We start from the raw sequence: 24,758 nt of genomic DNA, 5'->3' as shown, positions 1-24,758 counted from the left end.
CCGGCATGCGCTTTTTCCGACTGATAGGCGGGCTGGTTGTCGTCCTTCTGGCGGTGTGGATCATCGTCGGAGAGCAGATGGCCGGGGCGAGCGCCGACGCCGTGATCAACGCCGAGGTCGTGACGCTTCGGGCCGATGTCGCGGGAACGCTCGACCTACAGGACCGCACGCTCGGGTCTCGCGTCTCGCAGGCAGAGGAACTTGCCTCGATCGAAGACGCGCTGGTCGACAATCTTCGTCTGAACGATTTGCGCCTGGAGCGTGCGCGCGCCGAGGCGGAACTCGCCGCGGCGCGTTCGATGATGGAAAAGACCCAAGCCATAATGGCCAGTCTACGCGCTCGGGGAGAGACGTATCGCAAAGAACGGCTGACCGATCTGCGCACGCGCCTCGATCACGCCCGGAATCGTCTGGAGCTGCTCCAGGAAGAAGGTCTTCCGAGCGCGGAAGGGCAACAACTCGTAGATGGTCTGGATGACGGGCAGGACCGCCTACCCTTCGAACCAATCACGCGAGAACTTGCACTCGATCACGCGCGGGAACGTGTCGCCGTGCTGGAGATCGCCTTGCGCGCGGCCGAGGCGGGCGTGTTTCTTGGCGACGGTTACAACGATGCGCCGAACGCTGAACAGCGCGTGGTGGAGCTGCAAAGCGACCTGGCCAGCTTCGAGGCAGAAGCAGCACGCGCCGAGGCCGCGCTCGAGGCCGTGGAAGAGCGCCTGGCCCGTGAGCAGGTGCGCGTCAACGCCTTGCGCGGCGGACAGATCACCTCTCCCGTCGAGGGATCCTACTGGGAGGTTTTACAGGCTGATGGCGTGGTCGTGCAGCGCGGCGACCCGATCCTCCGGCTGGTCGATTGCGGATCGACCATGGTGACGCTTTCAGTGACCGAAAGCATCTACAACACGTTGTCGCCCGGGCAATCGGCAGAGTTCAGATTGCTCGGAGCCTCCCTGACCTTCGATGCCACGGTCGCACGGCTTGCCGGAAGTGGCGCGGGAACGATCTATCGCAACCTGGCCATCGCCCCGAGCCAACGCCATCTCGAGCGCTATGATGTCTTGTTGCAGGTGCCGGAACTGCGTTCGGATGACGAACTCGGCTGCGCCATAGGGCGTACCGGGCGGGCCTTCTTTGACAGGCGCCCGCTCGACTGGGTCCGCGGGTTGTTCGGCTGACGCCATGCCGTTCCCCAATCTCAGTGAACTGGGGTCCGCCTGGCTGCTGGTCCTGCTGGTCGCCGGCATCGGTCTGATCCTTCCGTCCATCATTGATCGGCGTCGGAACCTTCACCGAGGTTTGCTCTTCGCCGTCGCATTCCTCCTCGGCCTCCGCTACGCCCTATGGCGCGCGACAGAGACCCTGGCGCCGGCCGGCCTGACGCTGGATTTCCTGGCCAGCGGTTCGCTTTTCCTGCTGGAGATGCTCTCGCTGATCGGCTCGTTCAGCGCGTTCATCATCATGTCCCGGCTTCGGCTTCGCAGCGAGGAGGCCGACGCGAACAGTGGATGGTGGGGCGCGACAGAGCCGCGGGTCGCCTTGCTGATCGCGACCTATAACGAAGAGCTGGAAGTGCTCGAGCGGACGATCATCGGCGCGAAATCCCTCCGCCACGCAAACAAGCAAGTGCTTGTGCTCGACGACGGGCGACGTGACTGGCTGCGCGACTTCTGTGCCGCGCAGGGCGTTCGATACATGCGACGTCCCGATAACAAGGGCTCGAAGGCCGGAAACATCAACCATGCGCTAGCGCGGCTCGCCGAGGATGCCGAGCCGCCGGAGTTCGTCGCGGTTCTCGACGCCGATTTCGTGCCGCACCGGGGGTTCATTTCCCGAACACTGGCCCTCTTCCATGATCCAGAGGTCGGCCTCGTCCAGACACCACAGCACTTTTTCAACGCCGACCCGATCCAGCATAACCTTGGGGTCTGGCGCTCGTACCCCGACGAGCAGCGCTTCTTTTTCGACCACATGCAGGCGTCCCGCGACGGGTGGGGGATCGCGTTCTGTTGCGGAACGTCCTCGGTCTGCCGCTGGCAGGCACTACAGGATCTGGGCGGGCTTCCGACCGAGAGCGTGACCGAGGATTTCATGCTCACCCTGGCCCTCCAGAACATCGGCTGGAAGACCGTCTACCTGACAGAGCCGCTAACCGAGGGCCTCGCCCCCGAGGGTCTCAAGGAATACGTGACGCAGCGCGCGCGTTGGTGTCTCGGGCTGATGCAGATCGCGCGATCCTCGATGGGCCCCTTCGCCCGTAACAATCTGCGCCTACGCGACCGCTGGAGCGTGATCGATTCCGTGCTGTTCTGGATGACGACGTTCCCGTTCAGGATTGCAGCGATCGTCTATCCACTGCTCTACTGGTACTTCAACATCACGGTGGTCGATGCACGGCTGCCAGATGTGATCTCCCATTTCGGGCCATTCTTCCTTTGGATCATCACCGTGCTAAACCTCTTGAGCCGCGGGATGGTGGTGCCAGTCCTCAATGACGTGAGCCAACTCATCGGGGCGATCCCAATCAGCCGGGCGGCCTTCACCGGGCTTCTCAAGCCGAACGGCCACCCGTTCTCGGTCACCGCCAAAGGGGGCGACCGGTCTCGGATCGTGATCCAATGGGGGATGATGGCGCCCTTCCTGGCCCTCTTTGTCCTGACACTGGTCGGGCTTCTGCTCGGCATCGTCTCGGACAGCTTCGCCTATTACGATGCCGGCGACGGAAAGTGGGTTGTCCTGTTCTGGACGATCTACAACTTGGTCGTGTTGAGCGTGACAATCGTGGCGTGTGTCGAGTTGCCGAGGCGTGAACGGCACGTGGCCGATGAACCCGAGCGCGCGACCTTCTCGGTCAGCGGTGCTCCGATCCACCTGTGGCTGACGTCCCTGACGGCGGACACCGCGCGGCTACGTGGCAAACGTCTTGAGCAAGGAACCCATGGAGCGCTTGATATCCGCGAGGTCGGACCGATCGACGCATCGGTGATCTCGCCCACCATGGACGGTGCCAGAGTGCAATTGTTCCCCAACGGCGCGCAGCGTGAGGCCTTATTCCTGCGCTTTTATGCCGAGGACAATGCGCCGGGGGTCGGGCATGTTAGAGTATCGGCGATGCTGTCGGATATCGCACAAAGACTGACATTCAGCCGCAGACCGCCCAGATAGCTACAAGCGTCGCCCGTCTCATGCGCGGCACATCTCTCGCGTCCCCGCTGTCAGAACGTGTTGACGGAAAAGCCGACGAAGACCTCCCTGGCAAAGAAACGGTAGCCTGCCCGAAGGCTCAATGGCGCCTCCTCGATCCGCTTGTTGAAGGCCAGCGAGGCTTCATCGTAGGTGTCGCTTCCGCCGCGAGAGATTTCGGCTGAGAAGCCCTCAGAGCCGAAGCTTGCCTGCGCCAGGGCAAACCAAGACCGATCGATCGTGTTCACCTCAGCCAACAGATACAGCGCACCGAACTCAGTAGGCGCGTAGCGATCAACGGTGGCTTTCAGGCCGGGTTCAACATCATCGAGCGGCTCTCCCTCATCCCGCGTGGCTCCAAGCGAGGGTCCGAACTTCACCGTGGCCCAATCGCGGAGGGGGAAGGCGTATCCGACGCTCGCAATCGCGGCCGCGCTCCCGTCCGTGTTGGAATAGACAGCGCCATAGGTGAGGTCACCTCGCACCACGGAAGCCACGGCCGAGACCGACCCCGGTGCCAGGTCGACTTGCCAGAAGGAGCCGTCTGCCTGGCTATCTGAAGGGTGAGACGCGAGGGCTAGGAGGACGAGAACTGAGCTAATCCGGACTTTGGCGATCGACATACAACTCCTCGCGCAGAACGAGATTGCTCTATAATATATTCATCCGCAGAATGCAGCCAACAATCTGACTGCGGTGACATTATGCTTTTGCCGCTTATCCCGATCCTGTTGAGGGCTTTCAACATGGGCAAGGCAAGTTGTAGCGTAGCTGGATTAGACGCATGTGGGGCGGCCGTCCTGCGCATGCGCCTCCAGCGCCATCGGCTTCTGGCGTTCGCAGCCTCCGGTTGAGCTTGGTTCATCATGCAGCCCAATCGAGGGCGTCGTTAGAGCGAAGATTGCGGTTCCCAAATTCTCGGTCTGTTCTGGTGCAAATCGCTAGAGTTCGGCGTGTGTATGGGAACCACTTTTGTCGGAAAATCAGGTTGGTAAGTATCCGCCGTACTCGTTTACACCGAAGATGTCGGGGGTTCGAATCCCTCACCACCCACCACTTACCGGCTCTCTGACGGCGCGGTGTGATCGTCCTCGGGAGACCGCAGGATCAGCGCCAGGCAGGCGCCGATGATTACCCCGGTCACGTCCGCCGCGATGTCGAGCCCCTCGGCGCCGCGCCCGACCATCGGCTGAAGCACCTCGACCAGCAGCCCGCCGCTCAGCACGGCGAGGCTCAAGGTCCGCCAGCGGGCCGGACGCGCCAGCACCAGCAGGAATGTCAGGAGCGTCGCACCGACGAGATGCAGCAGGCTGTCGGGCAGGGTGGTGACGGCGCGAAGTTGCCGCGCCGGCACGAACGCCCCGACCAGCAGGACGGCGGCAACGGCGAGGGCGGCACACAACAGCGCACGGGATACGGATCGGGTCATCGTCAGCATTGCTGACCGACCAACCGCGCGCGGGCAATCCACGTTCCCGTCATCCCGCCGGAGAAGGGCATCAGGCCCCGCGATCCGGCTGCGGCATGCGCAGGATCACCGCGCCATGGGTATGCCGGCTCTCGACCCGCGCATGTGCCTCGCCGATCCGGTCCAGCGGCCAGACACCGTCGATGACGGGATGCAGTTGGCCGGACGAGACGAGCCCAGCGATCTTCTCGAGATCCGCCTGCCGGTCGGAGCCGATGCCGATGCGCAGGCGACGTGAGCCGATGACCTGGCTGGCGAGCGACACGGCGACGTCCGCGAGGCCGAAGTTCAGCGGCACGAAGCGTCCGCCCGGCCGCAGCGCCCGCCGCGCCTGCAGGAACGAGGCGGTGCCGATCGTGTCGAGGATGACGTCATAGCGGCGGCGCCCCGACAGAACGTCCGTCAGCGCATAATCCAGAAGATGCGAGGCGCCCATGTCCGAGGCGAGGGGCAGGCTCGCGGCACTGGCCACGGCGGTGACGTCGGCGCCGAAGGCGCGGCCGATCTGGACTGCGTGGATGCCGACTCCGCCGGTCGCCCCGATCACCATCAGCCGTTCACCCGACCGCAGCGCGGCCATGTCGCGCAGAAAGACCAGCGCCGACAGCGCGCCGAAGGGCAGGGCTGCCGCCTCTTCAGTCGAAAGGGCGTCGGGGATCCGGGCCACGCACGACGTCGCCCCCACGCAGACGAGTGCCGCGTGCGTGCCGTGCGTGGTCATGCCGAACACCCGATCGCCGGGGGAAAAGCGCGACACGGCGCTGCCCGTGCTTTCGACATGGCCGGCGAACACGGTGCCCGGCACCTTGTGCTTGGGCACCCGCAAGCCGCTGTAGAGCCGCCCCGGTAGCCACAGGCTCGGCGGATAGGCCGCGGCCCGGAGCCTCCAGTCACCGGTGGTTACGGCACTGGCCTCGACCGCCACGCGCAGGTCCTCGGGCCCCGGCTCGGGGTCCGGGACATCGCCGAGGCGGAGCACCTGCGGCGACCCATAGCGATTCTGAATCACCGCCCTCATCGTGTTTCTCTCCGTCATGTCCGCGCGGATTCGGCCTGAAACAAGAAATACCCCAAGCGCTGCGCATCGGTGAACGTCATTTTCACCGGGCAGCACCCGAGGGCCGAGCGGAGCCATTGCCGTATTGCCCGAACGTCAGGTCTTTTCATGCGGATTTTGCCCGCGATCCGGCCCTAATCTGCTTGACGCCGCCGGGGCTCGGTCTTATCACGCGCTCCACGTCCTGCGGATACGTCGGACGGGCAGCGGGCGGTTGTAGCTCAGATGGTTAGAGTACCGGCCTGTCACGCCGGGGGTCGCGGGTTCGAGCCCCGTCAACCGCGCCACCGCTGCCCCGATGGTTCGCCGACGCGATGCGCGGTTGTAGCTCAGTTGGTTAGAGTACCGGCCTGTCACGCCGGGGGTCGCGGGTTCGAGTCCCGTCAACCGCGCCATTCTCCGAAAAGATGAACGACGCTCGACGCAGACCGGCACATGGCTGCGTCGCGTTTCCCGTGCGTCACCGTATAAAGAAAAGGGCGCAATCCCTTGGGATCGCGCCCTGATCTTGCAGCTTATGGCGCGAGGGCTCAGGCCCCGCCGTCGAAGTTCACCTCCTGCACCAGCCGCAGCGCGTCGGCGCGGTGGGCGGCGATTGCTTCGAGGTTCGTGGTGTCCGGCTTGATCTCGCCCCAACCGGCGACGAGGTCGGACGGCGTCGTCTCGGGGTCGGCGGGGTATTCGTGCACCACGTCGGCATAGATCTTCTGCGCCTCGGGCGAGGCGAGGAATTCCATGAACGCCTTCGCGTCTTCGGGGTGCGGCGCGGAATTGGTCATCGCCACACCCGAGATGTTGACGTGAGTGGTGTCGTTATCCTCGAAGGTCGGGAAGGTGACGTTGACCGCGTTTGCCCATTCCTGCTGCTCGGGGTCGTTCATCATCGCCCCCATGTAGTAGGTATTGCCCAGCGAGATGTCGCACTCTCCGGCCCAGATGGCGCGGACCTGGGCGCGGTCGTTGCCCTCGGGATCGCGGGCGAGGTTGGACTTAACGCCTTCCAGCCAGGTGCGCGTTTCCTCTTCGCCGTAATGTTCGATCATCGCCGAGACGAGGCCCAGCGTGTAGACGTGGGTGCCCGAGCGGGTGCAGATCCGGCCCTCCCACTTGGGATCGGCGAGGTTCTTGTAGGTCGTGATCTCGCTCGGATCGACGCGCTCCTTGCTGGCATAGACGATGCGGCCGCGCGTGGTGAGGCCGTACCAATGGCCCTCGGGATCGCGCAGGGCCTCGGGGATGTGCTCTTCAAGAACATCGGACTGGACCGCCTGCGTGACGCCCGCCTCCTTCGCGCGGCTCAGACGCGAGATGTCCACCGTCAGGATGATATCGGCGGGCGAGCGGTCGCCCTCGGCCTGGAGCCGCTCGACGATGCCCTGGTCGATATAGACGGAGTTCGTCTCGATCCCGGTCTCTTCGGTGAAGGCGTCGAGAAGCGGCGCGATCAGCTCTGGCTGGCGGTAAGAGTAGATGTTGACCTCGGCCATGGCCGGCAGCGCCGTGGCGCTGGCGAGCAGGGCGAGAACGGTCGTGCGTGGTGACATCGGAGCCTCCCGTTTGAGTGTCGCCACGGTTAAATCCGAGTGATTTACTCGGGTCAATCGGGATCGTGTCAGTTCCGCTCGGCCGCCTTGGCGTCGTTCCAGGCCGAGTCCATCTCTTCCAGCGACGCGTCGGAGGGAGTTTTCCCTTGTTGGAAAAGATGTTGCTCGATGGCCCCGAAGCGGCGCGTGAACTTTGCGTTGGTGCGACGCAATGCCGCCTCCGGGTCGATTTCGAGGTGGCGGGCCAGGTTGACGAGGACGAAGAACAGGTCACCCATCTCGTCCTCGACGGCGTCGCGATCCTTGCTGTCGGCGGCCTCCGACAATTCGGCCGTCTCTTCGGCGATCTTCGCCAGCACATCGCCACGGTCCGTCCAGTCGAAGCCCACGCGGGCGGCGCGCTTTTGCAGCTTCAGCGCGCGGGTCAGCGCGGGCAGGCCCTGCGCCACGCCATCGAGCACGCCGCCTTCGCCCTTGCGCGCCCGTTCCGAGGCTTTCTGCGTCTCCCAGTCGCGGGTCTGCTGTTCGGCGGACTTTTCGTTGCTCTCGGGGCCGAAGACATGGGGATGGCGGGCGATCATCTTGTCGGTGATCGTGCGCGAGATGCGGTGGAAGTCGAAGAGCCCGCGCTCGGCCCCCATCTGCGCGAAATATATCACCTGGAGAAGCAGATCGCCCAGCTCGTCCTCGAGCTCGTCCCAGGCCTCGCGCTCGATCGCGTCGGCGACCTCGTAGGCCTCCTCGATCGTGTAGGGCGCGATCGACTCGAACGTCTGCTCGACGTCCCAGGGGCATCCGGTCTCGGGATCGCGCAGCCGCGCCATCAATTGCAGCAGGCGGGGCAGCCCCTCGGGCGTGTCGTAGATCGGGTCGTGGCTGTCCATCGCGGGTCTTTCCTGGCTGGTCCGGGGCGGTTATCGGACAGGCCGGCAAGGCTGTCCATGCCCGCCTTGACGGGGCGGGGCGGGGGCGGTGTGATCGGGCAGTTACTCAGGGGGCGAGCATGGGTCTGGAAGACGCGAAGACCGAGATCGACGGGGCGTTCACGCGCGACAAGCGGCGGGGGCAGGCGTTCGAGAACACGTTCGGGGGCGCGGTGTCGTTCCTGCGGCGGAGCTATACCAAGGATCTCGACGGCGTGGATATCGCCGTCACGGGCATCCCGTTCGACCAGGCGGTGACCAACCGGCCCGGCGCGCGGCTGGGACCGCGGGCGATCCGCGAGGCGGCGACGTTGCAGGCCTTCGACCCGCCCTTCGGCTGGAACGTCGACCCGATGAGCGACCTCACAGTCGTCGACTACGGCGACCTGGCCTTTGATTATGCTCAGGTTTCCGCGTTTCCCGAGACGCTGCAGGCGCATGCCGCGACGATCCTCGGGGCGGGCGCGGCGACGTTGTGCCTGGGCGGCGACCACTCGATCTCGCTGCCGATCCTGCGCGCCCATGCCGAGCGGTCGGGGCCGCTGGCGCTGGTGCAGTTCGACGCCCATTCCGACACCTGGGCGGATGACGAGCCGGCGCGGATCGACCATGGGACGATGTTCTACAAGGGGGTGAAGGAGGGCGTGATCGACCCCGCGCGGTCGGTGCAGATCGGCATCCGCACGGTCAATCCGGACCCTCTGGGCATATGCACCATCAGTGCACAGGACGTGCACAAACTGGGCACAGACCGGGCATACGAAATCATCCGCGAGACGGTGGGCGACGGGCCGGCCTATCTCTCTTTCGACATCGACGCGCTGGACCCCGCTTTCGCCCCCGGCACCGGCACGCCGGTCTGGGGCGGTCTGGCGAGCTGGCAGGCCGCGGCGATGCTGCGGGCGCTCGGCGGGCTCGATTTCCGCGGTGGCGACGTGGTCGAGGTGTCGCCCCCCTACGACCCGGCGGGGGCCACGGCCATAGCGGGGGCGCATGCGGCGATGGAGATCCTCTGCCTGCTGGCCGTGGCCCGGATGCAGGGGGGCGGTGCCTCTCGCTGAAATCCATGTCGGCGCCGCGGTGGCGCCGGCGCATCGGTGGTAGTGGGCACGTCTTTCGGCCGATTGGCATTGGAAAGGCGGCCCTGGTGGAATAGGTGCCCGGCCATGAATTGGATCCTCGCCCCCCTCGCCCTGCTCGTCGTCGTGATCGCGGCCGCAATGGCCTATGTCCGGTTGGCGCCCACCGATGCCGCCGCCTGGCATGTCGACCCGATGGAGGTCGACCCGCCGAAAGAGGGCGGCTGGCTGGTCCGTCCGGCGCGGGGCAATGCCGCCGCGCCGGTGTTCCCGGTCTCGACCGCCGGGCTGCTCGAGGCGATAGATTCGATCGCCCGCGAGACGCCCCGGACCGAGCGGCTGGCCGGCAGCGTGCAGGAGGGCCGGATCACCTATGTCACGCGCTCGCAGCTCTGGGGCTTTCCCGATTATATCACAGTCGCCGCCATCCCGACCGAGGGCGGCGCAGCGCCGGTGATCTATTCGCGGCTGCGTTTCGGAAAGTCGGACATGGGCGTGAATCGCAAGCGCGCCGAGGACTGGGTCGCCCAGTTGCGCCAGCGGCTTGGCTGAACCGGCCTTGACCAGCGGCGGGAGTTGAAGGACGAGAGCGGGATGGTTCCCCTCGACACCCTTGCCCAGATCACCCAGCGGTTCGAATACGTGGAGGCCCGGCTTGCCGACGGAAGCGGGGACATGGCCGCGCTCGGCCGGGAATATTCCGAGCTGAGACCCGTGGCCGAGCGGATCGCGGAATACCGCACGCTGCTCGACGACATCGAGGGCGCACAGGCGCTGCTGTCCGACCCCGAGATGAAGGCGTTGGCCGAAGAGGAGCTGGCCGAGTTGGAGGCGCGCAAACCCGCGCTGGAGCAGGAGCTGCGGCTGGCGCTTCTGCCCAAGGACGCCGCCGACTCGCGCGCCGCCATCCTCGAGATTCGGCCGGGCACCGGCGGCGACGAGGCGGCGCTGTTCGCGGGCGACCTTCTGCGCATGTACCAGCGCCATGCCGAGGCGAAGGGCTGGCGGCTGGAGATCGTCGAATACCAGGAGACAGAGCTGGGCGGCATCAAGGAGGTCGTCGCGAACGTGAAGGGCGACGGCGTGTTCGCGCGGCTCAAGTTCGAATCCGGCGTGCACCGGGTCCAGCGGGTTCCGTCCACGGAATCGGGCGGGCGAATCCATACCTCTGCCGCGACGGTCGCGGTACTGCCCGAGGCGCAGGATGTCGACATCCAGATCGACCCCGCCGACCTGCGCGTCGACACGATGCGCGCCAGCGGCGCGGGCGGGCAGCACGTCAACACCACGGATTCGGCGGTGCGGATCACCCACGTGCCCACCGGCATCGTCGTGACCAGTTCGGAGAAGTCGCAGCACCGCAACCGCGAGATCGCGATGGACGTGCTGCGCGCCCGGCTGTTCGACATCGAACGCCAGCGCGCCGCCGACGCGCGCTCGGCCGATCGCAAGGCTCAGGTGGGCTCGGGCGACCGGTCCGAGCGCATCCGGACCTACAACTTCCCGCAGGGGCGCCTGACCGATCACCGGATCAACCTGACGCTCTATCGCCTGAACGAGGTGATGAACGGCGATCTGGACGAGATCATCGATGCCCTGATCTCGGAGGATCAGGCGGTGAAGCTGGCCGAGATGGAGGGCTGAAGTGACCGGCGACGAGGCGCTTCGGGCCGCGATCCCGCGCCTGCGGGACGCCGGGATCGAGGGGGCGCCGCGCGATGCGCGGTGGCTTCTGGCCCACGCGCTCGGCATCGAACCGGGACGGGTGCCGCTGGTGTCGGGCGACACTTTGCCCGAAGCGGCGGCGCAGGCGTTCGAGGCGGCCGTGGCCCGGCGCGTGGCGCGGGTGCCCGTCAGCCAGATCACCGGGCGGCGGGCGTTCTACGGGCGCGATTTCGCCGTGACCTCGGACACGCTCGACCCCCGGCCCGAGACAGAGCAGATCGTCGCGCTGGCGCTTGAGGCGCCGTTCGCGCGGGTGCTGGACCTTGGCACGGGGACGGGCTGCCTGCTGCTGACACTTCTGGCCGAATGTCCCGGTGCGACCGGGCTGGGCACCGACCTGTCCGGGGCCGCCTGCGCCGTGGCGCGGCGCAACGCGGCGGCGCTGGAGGTGGCGGACCGGGCCGGGATCGTGGCGGGCGACTGGTTCGCGCCGGTGACGGGGACGTTCGACCTGATCGTGTCGAACCCGCCCTATATCGCCGCCGCCGAGATGCCCGACCTCGCCCCCGAGGTCCGCGACCACGACCCCCGCGCCGCGCTCACGGACGAGGCCGACGGGCTGTCGGCCTATCGCGTGATCGCCGCCGGGGCGGGGGCGCACCTGTCGCCCGGCGGCCGTCTGCTGGTCGAGATCGGAGCCGGGCAAGGCGCAGCCGTCGCGGCACTGTTTCGGCAGGCAGGGCTTGACGCCGTGGCGGTGCATCGCGACATTGATAGCAGGGACCGCGTCGTAACTGCCCGCAAGAAGGACGTGTAATCCCGCAGGAAAGGGCGCTTACAGGCTGCATTTGCACAAATTTTTGCTTGTCATCGCCTGTCTCGCATGATTTGTCGGAGAAGCTGACGGTGGGATGCGGTTTGCTGCGTCCCCCTCGCCGATAGCCCAGATATCGCACTCGATCCGGTGGCCGCCCTAGGCGCGGCCGGGAGTGGGCAAGGGATCGAGCCAACGCCATAACAAGGCCGGAACCAAAGCAATATGAGATCATCGAAGTCACGTTCGCGGTCGAAGTCGAACCGCAACCGGCCCTCGGGAAACATCGTCAACCGGGTGTTCGACAGTTCGGGTCCCGAAGGCAAGGTGCGCGGCACGCCGCAGCAGATCATCGACAAGTACAACCAGCTCGCCCGCGACGCGCAGCTGGCGAATGACCGGGTGGCCGCCGAGAACTTTCAGCAGCATGCCGAGCACTACCTGCGGATGCTGGCCGAGGCGCAGCGCGAGAACGAGCAGCGCCGCGAACAATCCGACCAGCAGGGCCGCGATCGGCAGCAGCAGAACCCCGACAAGGGCAACGAGGGCGATCAGCAGAAGGGCCAGAAGGGCAATTCCGGTAACGGCGACGATCAGCAGCGCAGCAAGGGCGATCAGAAGCAGGACGACCAGCAGAAAGGTCAGCCCGAGCCGTCGCAGCCCGAGACCGCGCAGGGCGAGTCCGGTGGCGGCGATGTGATCGACTCGAACGAGGACGGGCAGGACAGCGGTCTTGTCGAGACGCCCGAGAGCAAGCCCAAGCCGCGCCGCCGCCGGTCGCCGAAAAAGACCGAGGCGCCGAAGGCCGATGGAGACTCGGGCGACGAGTCCAAGTCGAAGGGCGAAGATGCGGCGTCGGGCGGTGAGTCCGGCTCGGGCACGGCCGAGGCGGCCGAGTAACGCCTACCGCGCGAGTTCGCGTGCGAGCGCGCAGAAGCGTTCCAGAGACACCTGTTCGGCCCGTTCGGTCGGCGCGATCCCCGCGGCGGCCAGCCTGTCCTCGAGGTCGGGCGCGTGTCCGCGCAGGGCGGCGCGCAGCATCTTGCGCCGCTGGCCGAAGGCCTTGGCGACCAGCGGCAGCAGGATCTTCGGCTCGGCGGGATAGCGCGGCTCGGCCCGTGCGGTCAGGTGCACCACGGCCGAGCGGACCTTGGGCGGCGGGGTGAACGCCTCGGCCGGCAGGTCCATCACGATGCGGGCGTCGCAGCGCCATTGCGCCAGCACCGCCAGCCGTCCGTAGGCCTTCGAGCCCGGTTGCGCCACGATGCGCTGCGCCACCTCACGCTGGAACATCAGCGTCAGGCTTTCCCACACCGGCGGCCAGTGGCCGGGATCCAGCCAGCGGGTCAGCAGTTCGGTTCCGACATTGTAGGGCAGGTTGGCCACGATGCGGATCGGCGGCGTCAGGTGCGCCAGCGGGTCGATCTCGAGCGCGTCGGCCTGCACCACCTCGAGCCGGCCCGGATAGATCTCGGCAATTTCCGCCAGAGCGGGCAGGCACCGGCCATCCTTTTCGACCGCCAGCACCCGGCGCGCGCCCTCGGCCAGGAGCCCGCGGGTCAGGCCGCCGGGACCGGGGCCGACCTCGAGCACGTCCGATCCGGCGAGGTCGCCCGCCTGACGCGCGATCTTGGCGGTCAGATTCAGGTCCAGAAGGAAGTTCTGGCCCATCGACTTCTTCGCCGTCAGGCCGTGCGCCGCGATCACGCTGCGCAGGGGCGGCAGGCTGTCGATGGCGCTCATCCCGCGGCTGCGGCCCGTGCGTGGGCCATACGGTCGGCCATCTTGAGCGCCTCGATCAGCGACGTGGCGTCCGCGCGCCCCTGGCCGGCAAGGTCGAAGGCGGTGCCGTGGTCGGGCGAGGTGCGGATGAAGGGCAGACCCAGCGTGACGTTCACCCCACCGGAGAAATCCAGTGTCTTGATCGGGATCAGCGCCTGGTCGTGATACATCGCCACCGCGGCGTCGTAACGGCTGCGTGCGGCGGCATGGAACATCGTGTCCGCCGAGAGCGGCCCGAGCAGACCCATCCCCTCGGCCTTCAGCGCTTCGACCACCGGAACGAGCGTGTCGAGTTCCTCGTGCCCGATGCTGCCACCTTCGCCCGCATGGGGGTTCAGGCCGGCCACCGCGATGCGGGGGCTCTCGACACCGAAGTCGCGGATGAGCGCCTCGTGCGTGATGCGGAACGTGTCGTAGAGCAGGGCACGGGTCAGCGCCGCCGGCACCTCGGCCACGGGGATGTGGATCGTCGCTGGCACGACCTTGAGCTGGTCGCAAGCCAGCATCATCACCACCCGGTCCACGCCCGCCAGCGCCGCGAGATACTCGGTATGACCGGGATAGGCGAAGTCCGCGCCGTCCTTCAGCGCCTTCTTGTTGATCGGGCCGGTGCAGACGGCCGACGCCTCGCCCGCCTGCACGAGGTCCACCGCGTGTGCGATCACGTCGATCACGCCCCGCGCGTGGGCCGGTTGCGGCACGCCCGGCTCGGCCGGGCCATCGAAGGGATGCGGCAGAACCGGCAGGCCCTTGGCGACGGCGCGGAGGGCCTCTGACGGGTCCGAGATCTCGACCACCGGCGTCCGGGCGGGCAGGTGCGCGGGGTCGCCGATCAGGAAGAACGGCAAGGCGGCTCCGAGCTCGGCCCATGCCTTGGCGGCGAGTTCGGGGCCGATGCCCGCGGGTTCGCCGCAGGTCAGCGCGATGGGGGCAGGTCTCATGGCGTCAGTTGATCGCGATATAGGCGTTCGACTTCAACTCGGCGAGGTAGTTGTCGGCCCGCCGGCTGATCCGCTGGTTCACCAGCTGCCGCCGGATCGCGCCGCGGTCGACCTCGCTCGCGGGGTCGGCGTAGCTGCGCTCGCACAGCATCAGGAAGACGAGCGTCTGACCGTCGTTGCGTGTCAGCGCCGTCGAGGTCTCGTACTGGTCCAGCCGCGCGAGTTGCAGGGCCACGTCCTGCGGGATCTGCCCCGGCGCGGCCGTCTGACGTTCGAGCTGTTGCGGCGGCAGGCCCTCGGCGAGGCCGTAGAGATCGTCGCAGGTATCGGCCAGCGCGTCGATGCGGGCGGCCTCGGACAGCGCCTGCTGGCTGCGGCCGCCGGGGATCAGGAAGCTGGCATAGTCGATCGTCTCTGGCGTCTGTTGGGCGGTGCCGGTTTCCTCGAGCGCGCGCAGCTGGAACACGGCGACGGCGTTGGGTAAGTCGATCGGGGCAGAGACCTGGCCGGGCGACAGGTCCAGGATCACCGGCCGCAGGTTCGGCGGCAGGTTGGTGAGCGGCAGCCAGTCGATGCGGCCGCCCCGTTCGCGGCTGGGCGAGGCCGAGTTCTCGCGCGCGGCGGCGGCAAAGCCCTGCAGCGAGGTGACGGAGCCCGCGATGCGCTGTGCGACCTGCTGGGCCTGCGCCCGTTCCTGCGCGTTGCGGGCGGGCAGCACGATCTCGGACAAGAGGACCCGCAGGCCGGGTTGTTCCTCGGGCGCGGCGGCGGCGCGGTCGATCTCGGTCTCCGAGATGTTGACGCTGCCGCCGAAGCGGTCCTCGACCGTCTTGCGCCAGGCGATGCCGGCGCGGACGAAGTCGCGGAAGCTTTCGGGCGCGATGCCCTGCTGCTGGATCTGGGCGACAAACTGTTCGCGGCTGAGGTCGGCGCGGCCCGCGAATTCGGACTGGCCGTCGCGGATTTCCTCTTCGGTGACGGTGATGCCGGCGTCCTCGGCGGCGGCCAGCTGAATCCGCTCGTCGATGAGCGACTCGAGCGCGCGCTCGCGCACGTCGCCGGGCGTGTTGAACAGGGTGAGCAGCTGCGCGCGCTGGTCGACCTCGTAGGCGGTGACGGCGCGTTCGTTCACGGTGGCGACCGTCCGGAACATGTTCTGTGCGGTCACGGCCGCGGTGCATCCCGTCCAGACCATCGCGGCGAGGAGGATCTGCGAGAGAAGTCGTTGCATGCGCGGTTTCGTCCTTTGTCGTCCGTTCATCCGTTGCAGGCACTGCGCGCCGCGGCGCCGGTGCGGTCGGCACCGATGCCGGCGAGCGAGACCTCCAACCCGAAATCGGTGGTCGCGCTCACACTAGTTGAGGAGGTGAAGCGGCGCGAGAGCGAAAGATCGACGGTGATGCATTCCGTCCGGTACTGCAGCCCCAGCCCGGCCTCCGCGGCGCGCTCCGCCTCGACGTTGAAGCGCGTCTCGAAGCTGCTGGACCAGCGCCGGGTGAGGCGGTAGGCGGCGTCGAGCGTCACCTCGTGGGCCGGATCGGGGCGGTTCTCGTCGGGTTCCTCGCGCAGCCAGACATAGGTGGCCGCGGCCTGCGCGCGCGGGGTCGAGTAGGCCATGCGGGCAGCGGCCTTGGTGACCGTCAGGTCGTCCTCGAACAGGGTCCGGCCGGTGAGCGAGAACATCTCGTTCAGCCGCAACTGCCCGGCGACGAGCCAGTCCGAGGATTCGCCCGAGAGGCCGGTGCCGTCCTCGAACTGCCCGGTCTCGTCGAAGCGCGCGGTCCGCCCCACGAGCGCGCCAAGTGTCCAGCCGCCGGGCGCGAGATGGGTGAAGCGCACGCCCAGATTGGCGCGGGCGCCGGTCTCGATCCGGTCGCGGCCGGGATAGCGCGACAGGCTGAAGAGATTGCCCTCGTCGAATTCCACCAGGACGCTGTCCTCGTTGGGCACGGTGTCGCCGATCACGTCGGCCCACGCGAGCTGGACCACCGGCTCGAGAAGCTGTTGCGCGCCGCCCGCCGTGACCCGCCGCATGGGCCAGCGCAGCGTCGCCTCGGCGCTGGTGGTCAGCCGGCCGGTCTGGTCATCGAAGGTGGGATCCTGCCGGGTGTTGTAGACGTGGCCCGCGACGCCGGTCGTGAGCGCGGCGATCATGCCGTTGGGCAGCGTTTCCTGTCGCCGCCAGTCGGTTGAGAGCCCGACCCGCTGGCTGTCGCGGCCCGCGCCCGGTGCGTCGGACTTGCGACGCACCGCGGCGGCGTCGGCGCCCCAGGTCAGCACGCCGCCGGCCACGTCGTGGCTGCGCTCGAAGGCGAACTGCGCGTAGGACCGGGGCAGCTGATCCTCGATCGGAATCTCGGAATCGCGCAGTGTCTCGAAGCCGGTGATCCGGGCAAAGATCGCCTCGTCCCGGCGATAGCGCGACAGCTCCGCAAAGCTCACCAGACGGTCGCGGTCGGAATAGTCGTAGTCGATCAGGTAGGCCGGGTCCGACACCTGCTGCAGCCCGACATCCAGCGTGAACCCGGCGCCGACGGTGAAACTGCCGTTGCCGAAGAGGTAATAGCGTGTCTCGTCCTCGCGCAGGGTGTCGTCGCTGAGCGCGCCCTCGAAGCTCAGGCCGCCGCGCACCGTCTCCTGCCGCCAGCGCGCCTGGAGCGTGCGGGTCTGCGGCGACAGGTAGGGCGTGAACGTCAGGTCTGCGTGATCTCCGACGGTGACGAAATACGGCACCTTCACCCCGGTGCCGAGCGCGCTGGTCGAGCGCACCGTGGGCAGCAGGAAGCCGGTAGACCGGGCGAGCGTCGGGTCGGGCAGGCGCAGGCGGGGCACGTAGAAGATCGGGATGCCCAGAAGCCGGAAACTGGCGCTGTCGAAGTAGAGCTGCTGCGCCTGTTCGTCATGGATGATCCGGCGGGCGCGGATTTCCCATGTCGGCACCGGCGCGGCGGCGCAGACCCGGCAGGACGAGGCGACCGATTTCGTCAGCAGCGTATAGCGTCCGTCCACACGGGTGATCTGGTTCGCGGCAAGCTGCAACTGCCGGTCCAGCACCAGCCGCGCGCTGTCGAGGATGCCGTTCTGCAGGTCGGTGTCCAGTTGCGCCTGGTCCGCGACGACGATGGTGGACTCGCCCTCGACCAGCGTGATCGGCCCCTCGATCCGCAGTCGGTCGGCGGTTTGGTCGTAGGTGATGCGCGGGGCGCTCAGCCGGGTCCGGCCATAGAGCACCTCGACCGATCCCTCGGCCACCAACGTGTCGCCGCCCCGCAGATCGACGCGGTCGGCGACCAGCGACGCGGTCTGCGCCTCGGCGAGAGCGGGGATCAGCCAGCCCAGAAGCGCCAGAACAACGCGCAGTCTCATCCGTCCTCCCAGTGCAACAGCAGGCCGAGCGGCAGGAGGATCGCCGCGACGGGCGGCCCCCAGGCCGCAAGCATGATCGGTATCTGCCCGGATTCCCCGAGGATCTGCGCCAGGTTGCGCACGAAGTACAGCGCGAATCCAAGCCCCAGTGCCAGGAGCACCATCACGCCGGTCCGACCGAAGCGCGTATGCCGCATGGTGAAGCCCGCCCCGACCAGCACCATCGCCACCAGCAGAAGCGGCAGCGCCATTTCCATCTGCAGCCAGACGCGGTGCTTGCGGGCCGAGAAGCCCGCCTCCTCGAGATCCGAGATGAAGCCGGGCAGTTCCCAGATCGGAATGGCCTGCGGCGTCGCGAAGCTGTCGAGGATCTGGTTGCGCGTCAGGGTCGAGGGCAGCCGCATCGAGTTGGCCCGCGTCGACCGCGCCTCGGGGTTGTCGGCCCCGAGGTTCCAGCGCTTGACGCCCTGCAGCTGCCAGGCGCCCTCCTCGAGCCGCGCGCTTTCGGCCTCGATCCGCAGTTGCGGCCCGCCGCTGTCGGAGAAGGACAGGAACGTCGCACCATACAGCTCGGTCCCGTCGAGATTGGCCCGGTCGGCGCGGATCACCGTCTGCCCCATGCCGTCGCCCTGGCGCAGCCACAGCCCCTCCTGGCTGATCGACAGGACCGAAGAATCCCCCGCGGCGAACCGGTTCGAGACGACCTCGTATTGCGACTTGGTCGCCGCCACCATCGGGTTGAACACCGTCACCGCCGCAAGGCCCAGCAGCAGCGCCACCGACAGGGGCGCCAGCAGGCTGCGCATCGCCGACCGCCCCGCCGCCCGCGTCACCACCAGCTCGGACGTCCGGGCCAGCGACAGGAACAGCGACAGCGTGGCGAGGATCACGATCAGCGGCAGGATGGCATAGAGGCTCTCAGGGACGTGCAGGATCGTCAGCCCCAGCGTCTGGACAAAGCTCACCTCGGCGCTGTCGAAGCGCCGGATCTGCTCGACGAGGTCCAGAAGCACCATGATCCCCAGGAAGGCCGCGAACACCATCAGGAACGACTGGAGGAACCGCCGCGCGAAATAGAGGTGCAGGGTCATGCCGCCGCCCTCCGCGTCACCAGTGTCGGCCGCGCGGCGATCCACAGTATACCCCCCGCGGCCCCGAGCGCGACCAGCGGCGCGGCAAAGGCCACGGGCCATAGACCGGGCGCGCCCTCGGCAAGGTCGGCGGCGGCGTTGTCGATCGTCTCGAACAGGATCATCGCGATGACCGCCCCGAGGATCTGTCGCCACAGGCCGAACCGGCTGAATCCGCCCAGCAGCATGATCGACACGCCGAGAAGCGGCGCCGCCATCGCCTTGAGCGCCTGCGCGAACCGGCTCACGCCCTCGAAGATCAGCTCGGCCGGGGGGTCGCCGGTCGCCGCGACCGCCGCCGGCGAGGGCGGCAGCAGGTCCGAGGTCGGCAGCTCGTCCGGCGACGGCTCTCCGGTGCCTGGGATGTCCAGAAGCGACGACAGGTCGAAGGCGAAATCCTCGAACCGTGTGGTCGAGAGCGATGCGGTAGCGGTCTCGAGCGTCTGCACGAGCCCGTCGAACATCACCAGCCGCGGGCCGGTGTCGGTTCTCAGCAGCACCGCGCTCTCGGCGGTGTAGGTCCGGTGCTCGGCCGGGTCGACGGTGTCGGACAGGAACACGTTCCTGAGCTCGCCGCGCGGCGTGATCTCGCGAATATAGAAGGTCACCCCGTCCGAGGGATGCAGGAACTCGCCCTCGGTCAGGAGCCGCGCGGTGACATCCTGCGAGATCTCTGCCGTCCGCTCGTTCAGCGCCCGGAGCGAGGCCGGCACCAGCAGGTGCGTCAGCACCGAGACCAGCAGCGCCACGATCAGCCCGAAGGCCAGGACCGGCCGCGCCAGCCGCGCCGGCGAATAGCCCGACGACTGGATCACCACCAGCTCGCTGTCCGAGGACAGCCGGTTGACCACGTAGATCGCCGCGGCAAAGGCCGAGACCGGCAGCACCAGGCGGATCACGTTCGGCAGCGCCAGCGCGCTGAACTCGAGGAAGACCAGCGCCGAGTGGCCGTTCGCGATCAGCCGGTCGAACAGGCCGACGGCCCGATTGATCCAGTAGACCGACACCAGCACGAGCGAGAAGAAGCCGAACAGCGTCATCAGACGCGACAGCATGTATCGGTCGAATCTTCCCACGTCCGCCAGCGTCCCCACGATGCCCCGCGTGCCGCGCACCCTAGCGGATCGGAGTGGGGGCGGAAACTGTCTTCTGGCCAAGGCGGCGGGCAGCGGCTAGGTGTGCCCGCAGACCGCCCCGATGACATGGAGAGCCCGATGACGACGCCCGCGCCCCTCACCTTCGCCGCCCTCGATCTCGACGCCGTCGCCGCGGCCGAGGGGATCGTCGCCGTCTTTCTCGACGAGGACGGCAAGCTCGACCAGGGCGCGCGCCGGGTGAACCGCCTGACGCGCGGCGCGCTCGAGCGGTTCGCGGCGTCCGAGGCGTTCGGCAAGCTCGCCGCGGGCGAGGCGCGCACGCTGGCCTATCCCACCGGCCTCGCCGCCGAGGCGGTGGTCGTGGTCAAGCTGAACCGGCGCCCCGGTGTTGCGGCCGCCCGCAAGGCGGGGGTCGAGGTCGCGAAGGCCGCCGGCGGCAAGGCGGTGCTGGCGCTCGCGGGGGCGATCAAGGGCGTGGCCGACATCGCCCTGGGGATCGCGCTCAGGGGCTACGACTACACCGAGATGAAGTCGGGCGAGCCCGCCGAAGAGGCGGGCGCGGTGACCCTGATGGTCACCAAGCCCGAGGCCGCCGAGGCCGAGGCCGAGGCGGCGGGCGTCGCCGCCTGCGCCGAGGGCGTGTTCTTCACCCGCGACCTGGTGAACGCCCCGGCCAACAAGCTTACCACCACCGCCTTCGCCGAGCGGCTCGTCGAGCTCTCCGAGCTCGGCGTCGAGGTCGAGGTTCTGGACGAGGACCAGCTGGCCGAGTTGGGCATGGGCGGGCTCCTCGCCGTGGGGCAGGGCAGCGTGAGCCCCTCCAAGGTCGTCGTCCTGCAATGGAACGGCGGCGCCTCGGGCACGCCGCCCTTTGCGCTGGTCGGCAAGGGCGTGGTCTTCGATTCCGGCGGCATCAGCATCAAGCCCGGCGCCGGCATGGAAGAGATGACGATGGACATGGGCGGCGCTGGCACCGTCGCCGGCGTCATGAAGACGCTGGCCCGGCGCGGCGCGCAGGCGAACGTCGTGGGCCTCGTCGGTCTGGTCGAGAACATGCCCGACGGCGCCGCCTACCGTCCCGGCGACGTGATCACCACGATGAAGGGCGACACGGTCGAGATCATCAACACAGACGCCGAGGGGCGCATGGTTCTGGCCGATGTGCTCTGGTACGCGCAGGAGCGGTTCCATCCCGCCGGCATGGTCGATCTGGCCACCCTGACCGGCGCGATGATGATCGCGCTCGGCGGCGAGAACGCGGGCGTGTTCTGCAACGAGGACGCGCTCTGCGGTGCCTTCCTCAAGGCGGCCGAGGCAGAGGGCGAGGGCGCGTGGCGGATGCCCCTGGGCGAAGGCTACGCCAAGCTCCTGAAATCCCGCGTCGCCGACGTCAAGCACGTGGGCGGCCGCCCCGCCGGCGCGATCACCGCGGCCGAGTTCCTGCACCGCTTCGTGCAGGACGGCGTGCCCTGGATGCATATCGACATCGCCGGCGTCGCCTGGAATACCTCCGCCGAGACGACCTACGCGCCCAAGGGTGCGACCGGCTGGGGGGTGCTCGCGCTCGACCGGCTGGTGCGCGACCGCTACGAGAGCTGAGGCCGGGGCCCGTGGGCGCCGTCTACTTCTACCACCTGACCCAGCGCCCGCTCGAGGCCGCGCTGCCGCTCCTGCTGGATCGGTCGCTGGCCCAGGGCTGGCGGGTGGTCGTGCGCGGCGCCACGCCACGGCGGATCGAGATGCTCGACCGCCAGCTCTGGCTCGGCGCCGAGGATGGCTTCCTGCCTCATGGCGTCGCCGGCGGCCCCCACGATGCCGACCAGCCGGTCCTGCTCACCCTCGAGACCGATGTCCCGAACCGCGCCGCCTGCCTGATGGGAATCGAGGGCGCCGCCATCGCCGCCGACGAGGTCGGCGCGTTCGAGCGTACCTGCATCCTCTTCGACGGCGGCGACGGCGATGCGCTCGCCCGCGCACGGGACCAGTGGCGCGACCTGACCCGCGCCGGCTGCAAGGCGGTCTACTGGTCCGAAGAGACCGGCGCGTGGCAGAAGAAGGCCGAAAGCTGATCCACACCGGACCCTCTTTGGTTCCCGAAATATCCCGGGGGGCCGCCGCAGGCGGCGGGGGCAGAGCCCCCTCCGACGTCCGCAACTACCCGCCCGCGGGAACATCGCGCCGCCCCGCGCGCTGGGGCCGGGACAATGCCAAGGGAGGCCCTGACATGCACGAGACACTGAGAGACGCTCTCGACAAGCTCGAGGCAGGCGACTGGGATGGCGCCCATGCGGTCGTGCAGGACGATCCGGGCCCCGAGGCCGCGTGGCTGCACGCGCATCTCCACCGGCTCGAGGGCGACGAGGGCAATGCCGCCTACTGGTACAGCCGCGCGGGCCGCGCGCCGTTTGCCGGTCCGGAAGAGGACGAGCGGGCCGCCCTGCGCGCCGCGCTTGCCGGCTGAGACCCGAGCGGATCGGACAGGGCCTGATTCCGCGCTATACATGCGCGCCCGATTGCGTTAGGAAGCGGCTCCCCTGTCGCAGGACAGGCGGCGATGCGGTCGCGTCGCCGGACCCACCCAGAACGGCTTCCTGAATGATCCAGACCCTCTCCGATGCGCTCGCCGAGCGCGGCTATGACACGTTGACCCCCGTGCAGGAGGCGGTCACCGATCCCGCGCTGCACGATGCCGACCTCCTGGTGTCGGCGCAGACCGGGTCGGGCAAGACGGTAGGCTTCGGCCTGGCGATCGGGCCCACGCTGCTGGACGATGCCGGCACGCTCGGCCCCGCCGCCGCGCCGCTGGCGCTGATCATCGCCCCCACGCGTGAGCTGGCCTTTCAGGTGAGCCGCGAGCTGACGTGGCTCTATGCCGGTGCGGGCGCGCGCGTCACCACCTGCGTTGGCGGCATGGACATGCGCGACGAGCGCCGCGCGCTTGAGCGCGGGGCGCATATCGTGGTCGGCACGCCGGGGCGCCTGCGCGACCATATCCAGCGCGGCTCGCTCGAGATGGGTCACCTCCGGGCCGTGGTTCTCGACGAGGCCGACGAGATGCTGGACCTGGGCTTTCGCGAGGACCTGGAATTCATGCTCGGCGCAGCGCCGGAAGATCGGCGCACGCTGATGTTCTCGGCCACCGTGCCGCCGATGATCGTCACCCTCGCGACGCATTACCAACGCGACGCGGTGCGCGTGACCACCCAGTCGGACCGCAGTCAGCACGCCGACATCTCCTACCAGGCGCTGAAGGTCGCGGCCCAGGACGCCGAGAACGCCATCATCAACGTCCTGCGCTACCACGAGGCGCAGAACGCGATCGTGTTCGCCAACACGCGGGCGACGGTGAACCGGCTGACCGCCCGGTTTGCCAACCGGGGATTCGCCGTGGTGTGCCTGTCGGGCGAACTCAGCCAGGCCGAGCGCAGCCATGCCCTGCAGGCGATGCGCGACGGTCGCGCCCGCGTCTGCGTCGCGACCGACGTGGCGGCGCGCGGGATCGACCTGCCGAATCTCGAGTTGGTGATCCACGCCGAGCTGCCGTCGAACGCCGAAGGCCTGCTGCACCGCTCGGGCCGGACGGGCCGGGCAGGGCGCAAGGGCACCTCGGCGCTGGTGGTGCCGCCGAAGGCGGTCAAGCGGGCCGAGCGCCTGTTGAAGACCGCCCGCGTCACCGCCGAATGGACCACCGCGCCCGGCGCCGAAGAGATCCTGCGCCGTGATGAAGAGCGGCTCTTGACCGATCCGTCGTGGTCGGACGAGATCGGCGCCGACGAGGCCGCCTTTGCCGACCGGCTGCTCGAGGCGCAATCGCCGCGGACGATCGCGGCGGCCTATCTTCGGCTTTACCGCGAACGCCACTCGGCCCCCGAAGAGCTTTCGGCGCCCGACGCGCGGCCGGAGAAGGCCCGCGCGCCCTTCGGTCCCAGCGCCTGGGTCGCGCTGTCGGTGGGACGCGACCACCGCGCCGAGCCGCGCTGGCTGCTGCCGCTTCTGTGCCGCGCGGGACAGCTCGACAAGGATGCGATCGGTGCGATCCGTGTCCAGCAGACCGAAACCTTCGTGGAAATCGCCGAGGCGCGGCTTCCGGCATTCCTTTCGACGTTGGGGGCGAACGGTGTGCTCGAGGACGGCGTGACCGTGCGGCAGATCGAAAGCGCGCCCGACACCGGGCGTCCCCGCGAAACCGAGGCGCCCCGGCCGCCCAAAGCCCCAGCGAAGCCCGCCCCGAAAGAGGCCCCGGTGATGCCGAAAGTGCAGGAGGCGCCGGCTCCGGTCGCGCAGGAGAGGACGGAGGCAGAAACGCCCGCGTCCGACACGCGCAAGGCCGGCGCCCCGGCGCGGACGCAGGACGAACCGGCCCCCGCCCACAAGCGCGACGGGCACAAGGACAAGGCGGCGGGCGCCAAGCCAGCAGGCCGTCCCGCCAAATCCGCTGCCGCCAAGCCCGCTCACGCCAAATCGGCGTCGCCCAAACCCGCCTCGGCGAAGCCCGCTTCGGGCAAGCACGCACCGGCGAAGACCGGCGGCGGGTCGGGGGGACGTCCCGAAGGCCGCGGACCCAAGACGGCGCGAAGCGGCGCGGCACCGGCACGCCGGACCGGCGGCGCCAATGCGGCGGACACGTCGAAACGGTTCACGCCGCCGCAGTCGAAGGCTGCGCGCGGGGCCGGCGGCCACCAGCCGCCGAAGCGCCGCAAGCCCTGAGC

General features: G+C 68.4%; 22 protein-coding genes and 2 tRNA genes. 13 read left to right on the top strand and 11 right to left on the bottom strand.

What is annotated here, in order from left to right:
* Nucleotides 1-5: 5 nt before the first annotated feature.
* Complete coding sequence (locus BMZ25_RS01160) at nt 6-1,178, top strand: HlyD family secretion protein (protein ID WP_092687143.1); 1,173 nt, start codon at nt 6-8, stop codon at nt 1,176-1,178.
* Nucleotides 1,179-1,182: 4 nt separating this feature from the next.
* Nucleotides 1,183-3,165 carry a glycosyltransferase family 2 protein gene (locus tag BMZ25_RS01155; RefSeq protein WP_092687140.1) on the top strand — a complete coding sequence of 661 codons (1,983 nt, stop codon included), beginning with the start codon at nt 1,183-1,185 and terminating at the stop codon, nt 3,163-3,165.
* Nucleotides 3,166-3,215: 50 nt separating this feature from the next.
* On the opposite strand, the gene BMZ25_RS01150 is transcribed toward BMZ25_RS01155, so the two are convergent.
* From BMZ25_RS01150 to BMZ25_RS01140, 3 genes are all read right to left on the bottom strand, one after another.
* Nucleotides 3,216-3,806, bottom strand: a complete 591-nt coding sequence (locus tag BMZ25_RS01150) for a hypothetical protein (protein ID WP_092687137.1) — start codon at nt 3,804-3,806, stop codon at nt 3,216-3,218.
* Nucleotides 3,807-4,240: 434 nt separating this feature from the next.
* On the bottom strand, nt 4,241-4,612 hold the full coding sequence (locus BMZ25_RS01145; RefSeq protein ID WP_143071476.1) for a VanZ family protein: 372 nt from the start codon (nt 4,610-4,612) through the stop codon (nt 4,241-4,243).
* 70 nt (nt 4,613-4,682) lie between these two features.
* Nucleotides 4,683-5,669: an NAD(P)-dependent alcohol dehydrogenase gene (locus BMZ25_RS01140; RefSeq protein WP_177190348.1), complete on the bottom strand. Its 987-nt coding sequence runs from the start codon at nt 5,667-5,669 to the stop codon at nt 4,683-4,685.
* A gap of 249 nt (nt 5,670-5,918) precedes the next feature.
* Between BMZ25_RS01140 and BMZ25_RS01135 the strand changes: the two genes are divergently transcribed.
* Together BMZ25_RS01135 and BMZ25_RS01130 are read left to right on the top strand one after the other, a co-directional pair.
* A tRNA-Asp gene (locus BMZ25_RS01135) sits at nt 5,919-5,995 on the top strand.
* A 31-nt stretch (nt 5,996-6,026) separates the two neighbouring features.
* Nucleotides 6,027-6,103, top strand: a tRNA-Asp gene (locus BMZ25_RS01130).
* A 135-nt stretch (nt 6,104-6,238) separates the two neighbouring features.
* On the opposite strand, the gene BMZ25_RS01125 is transcribed toward BMZ25_RS01130, so the two are convergent.
* Nucleotides 6,239-7,252, bottom strand: a complete 1,014-nt coding sequence (locus BMZ25_RS01125) for a Fe(3+) ABC transporter substrate-binding protein (protein WP_092687128.1) — start codon at nt 7,250-7,252, stop codon at nt 6,239-6,241.
* A 68-nt stretch (nt 7,253-7,320) separates the two neighbouring features.
* The gene (gene mazG, locus BMZ25_RS01120) at nt 7,321-8,136 is read right to left on the bottom strand and encodes a nucleoside triphosphate pyrophosphohydrolase (RefSeq protein WP_092687126.1); all 816 of its coding nucleotides are present in this window, start codon (nt 8,134-8,136) and stop codon (nt 7,321-7,323) included.
* Nucleotides 8,137-8,255: 119 nt separating this feature from the next.
* Between mazG and speB the strand changes: the two genes are divergently transcribed.
* The 5 genes from speB to BMZ25_RS01095 all read left to right on the top strand — a co-directional run bounded on the left by speB (nt 8,256) and on the right by BMZ25_RS01095 (nt 12,633).
* Nucleotides 8,256-9,236, top strand: coding sequence for an agmatinase (gene speB / locus BMZ25_RS01115; RefSeq protein ID WP_092687123.1), 981 nt, complete (start codon nt 8,256-8,258; stop codon nt 9,234-9,236).
* Between the two features lie 105 nt (nt 9,237-9,341).
* Entirely contained in the window at nt 9,342-9,806 is a 465-nt protein-coding gene (locus BMZ25_RS01110; protein WP_092687120.1) for a DUF1499 domain-containing protein, read from the top strand.
* A gap of 42 nt (nt 9,807-9,848) precedes the next feature.
* A complete protein-coding gene (prfA, locus tag BMZ25_RS01105) occupies nt 9,849-10,898 on the top strand; it encodes a peptide chain release factor 1 (protein WP_092687117.1) in 1,050 nt (349 codons plus the stop codon).
* A gap of 1 nt (nt 10,899) precedes the next feature.
* Nucleotides 10,900-11,736: a peptide chain release factor N(5)-glutamine methyltransferase gene (gene prmC, locus BMZ25_RS01100; RefSeq protein WP_092687114.1), complete on the top strand. Its 837-nt coding sequence runs from the start codon at nt 10,900-10,902 to the stop codon at nt 11,734-11,736.
* Between the two features lie 222 nt (nt 11,737-11,958).
* Nucleotides 11,959-12,633 (top strand): DUF4167 domain-containing protein, encoded by a 675-nt coding sequence (locus BMZ25_RS01095; RefSeq protein ID WP_092687111.1) that lies wholly within the window; start codon nt 11,959-11,961, stop codon nt 12,631-12,633.
* Between the two features lie 3 nt (nt 12,634-12,636).
* Here BMZ25_RS01095 and rsmA read toward each other — a convergent pair whose 3' ends face one another.
* The 6 genes from rsmA to lptF are packed head-to-tail and all read right to left on the bottom strand — an operon-like array spanning nt 12,637 to nt 20,007.
* Complete coding sequence (gene rsmA, locus BMZ25_RS01090; RefSeq protein WP_092687108.1) at nt 12,637-13,476, bottom strand: 16S rRNA (adenine(1518)-N(6)/adenine(1519)-N(6))-dimethyltransferase RsmA; 840 nt, start codon at nt 13,474-13,476, stop codon at nt 12,637-12,639.
* Entirely contained in the window at nt 13,473-14,456 is a 984-nt protein-coding gene (pdxA, locus tag BMZ25_RS01085) for a 4-hydroxythreonine-4-phosphate dehydrogenase PdxA (protein WP_092687105.1), read from the bottom strand. The genes rsmA and pdxA overlap by 4 nt, the downstream gene beginning before the upstream one ends.
* Before the next feature lie 4 nt (nt 14,457-14,460).
* A complete protein-coding gene (locus BMZ25_RS01080) occupies nt 14,461-15,687 on the bottom strand; it encodes a peptidylprolyl isomerase (protein ID WP_177190347.1) in 1,227 nt (408 codons plus the stop codon).
* A 26-nt stretch (nt 15,688-15,713) separates the two neighbouring features.
* Nucleotides 15,714-17,822 (bottom strand): LPS-assembly protein LptD, encoded by a 2,109-nt coding sequence (locus BMZ25_RS01075; RefSeq protein ID WP_092687099.1) that lies wholly within the window; start codon nt 17,820-17,822, stop codon nt 15,714-15,716.
* A complete protein-coding gene (lptG, locus tag BMZ25_RS01070; RefSeq protein WP_092687096.1) occupies nt 17,819-18,913 on the bottom strand; it encodes an LPS export ABC transporter permease LptG in 1,095 nt (364 codons plus the stop codon). Before lptG ends, BMZ25_RS01075 begins: the two co-directional genes overlap by 4 nt.
* Entirely contained in the window at nt 18,910-20,007 is a 1,098-nt protein-coding gene (gene lptF, locus BMZ25_RS01065; protein WP_235859746.1) for an LPS export ABC transporter permease LptF, read from the bottom strand. Before lptF ends, lptG begins: the two co-directional genes overlap by 4 nt.
* A 159-nt stretch (nt 20,008-20,166) precedes the next feature.
* Between lptF and BMZ25_RS01060 the strand changes: the two genes are divergently transcribed.
* The 4 genes from BMZ25_RS01060 (at nt 20,167) to BMZ25_RS01045 (ending at nt 24,756) form a co-directional block, all read left to right on the top strand.
* The gene (locus tag BMZ25_RS01060) at nt 20,167-21,648 is read left to right on the top strand and encodes a leucyl aminopeptidase (RefSeq protein WP_092687093.1); all 1,482 of its coding nucleotides are present in this window, start codon (nt 20,167-20,169) and stop codon (nt 21,646-21,648) included.
* Between the two features lie 11 nt (nt 21,649-21,659).
* Entirely contained in the window at nt 21,660-22,118 is a 459-nt protein-coding gene (locus BMZ25_RS01055; protein ID WP_092687090.1) for a DNA polymerase III subunit chi, read from the top strand.
* 155 nt (nt 22,119-22,273) lie between these two features.
* Nucleotides 22,274-22,510 (top strand): hypothetical protein, encoded by a 237-nt coding sequence (locus BMZ25_RS01050; RefSeq protein ID WP_092687087.1) that lies wholly within the window; start codon nt 22,274-22,276, stop codon nt 22,508-22,510.
* Between the two features lie 134 nt (nt 22,511-22,644).
* Entirely contained in the window at nt 22,645-24,756 is a 2,112-nt protein-coding gene (locus tag BMZ25_RS01045; RefSeq protein ID WP_092687084.1) for a DEAD/DEAH box helicase, read from the top strand.
* The last annotated feature ends 2 nt before the right edge of the window (nt 24,757-24,758 follow it).

The sequence above is a fragment of the Tranquillimonas rosea genome, from assembly GCF_900111315.1.
GTDB lineage: Bacteria > Pseudomonadota > Alphaproteobacteria > Rhodobacterales > Rhodobacteraceae > Tranquillimonas > Tranquillimonas rosea.
Note: the sequence above shows the minus strand (reverse complement) of the source record. Positions and strands in the feature narration are given on the sequence as shown.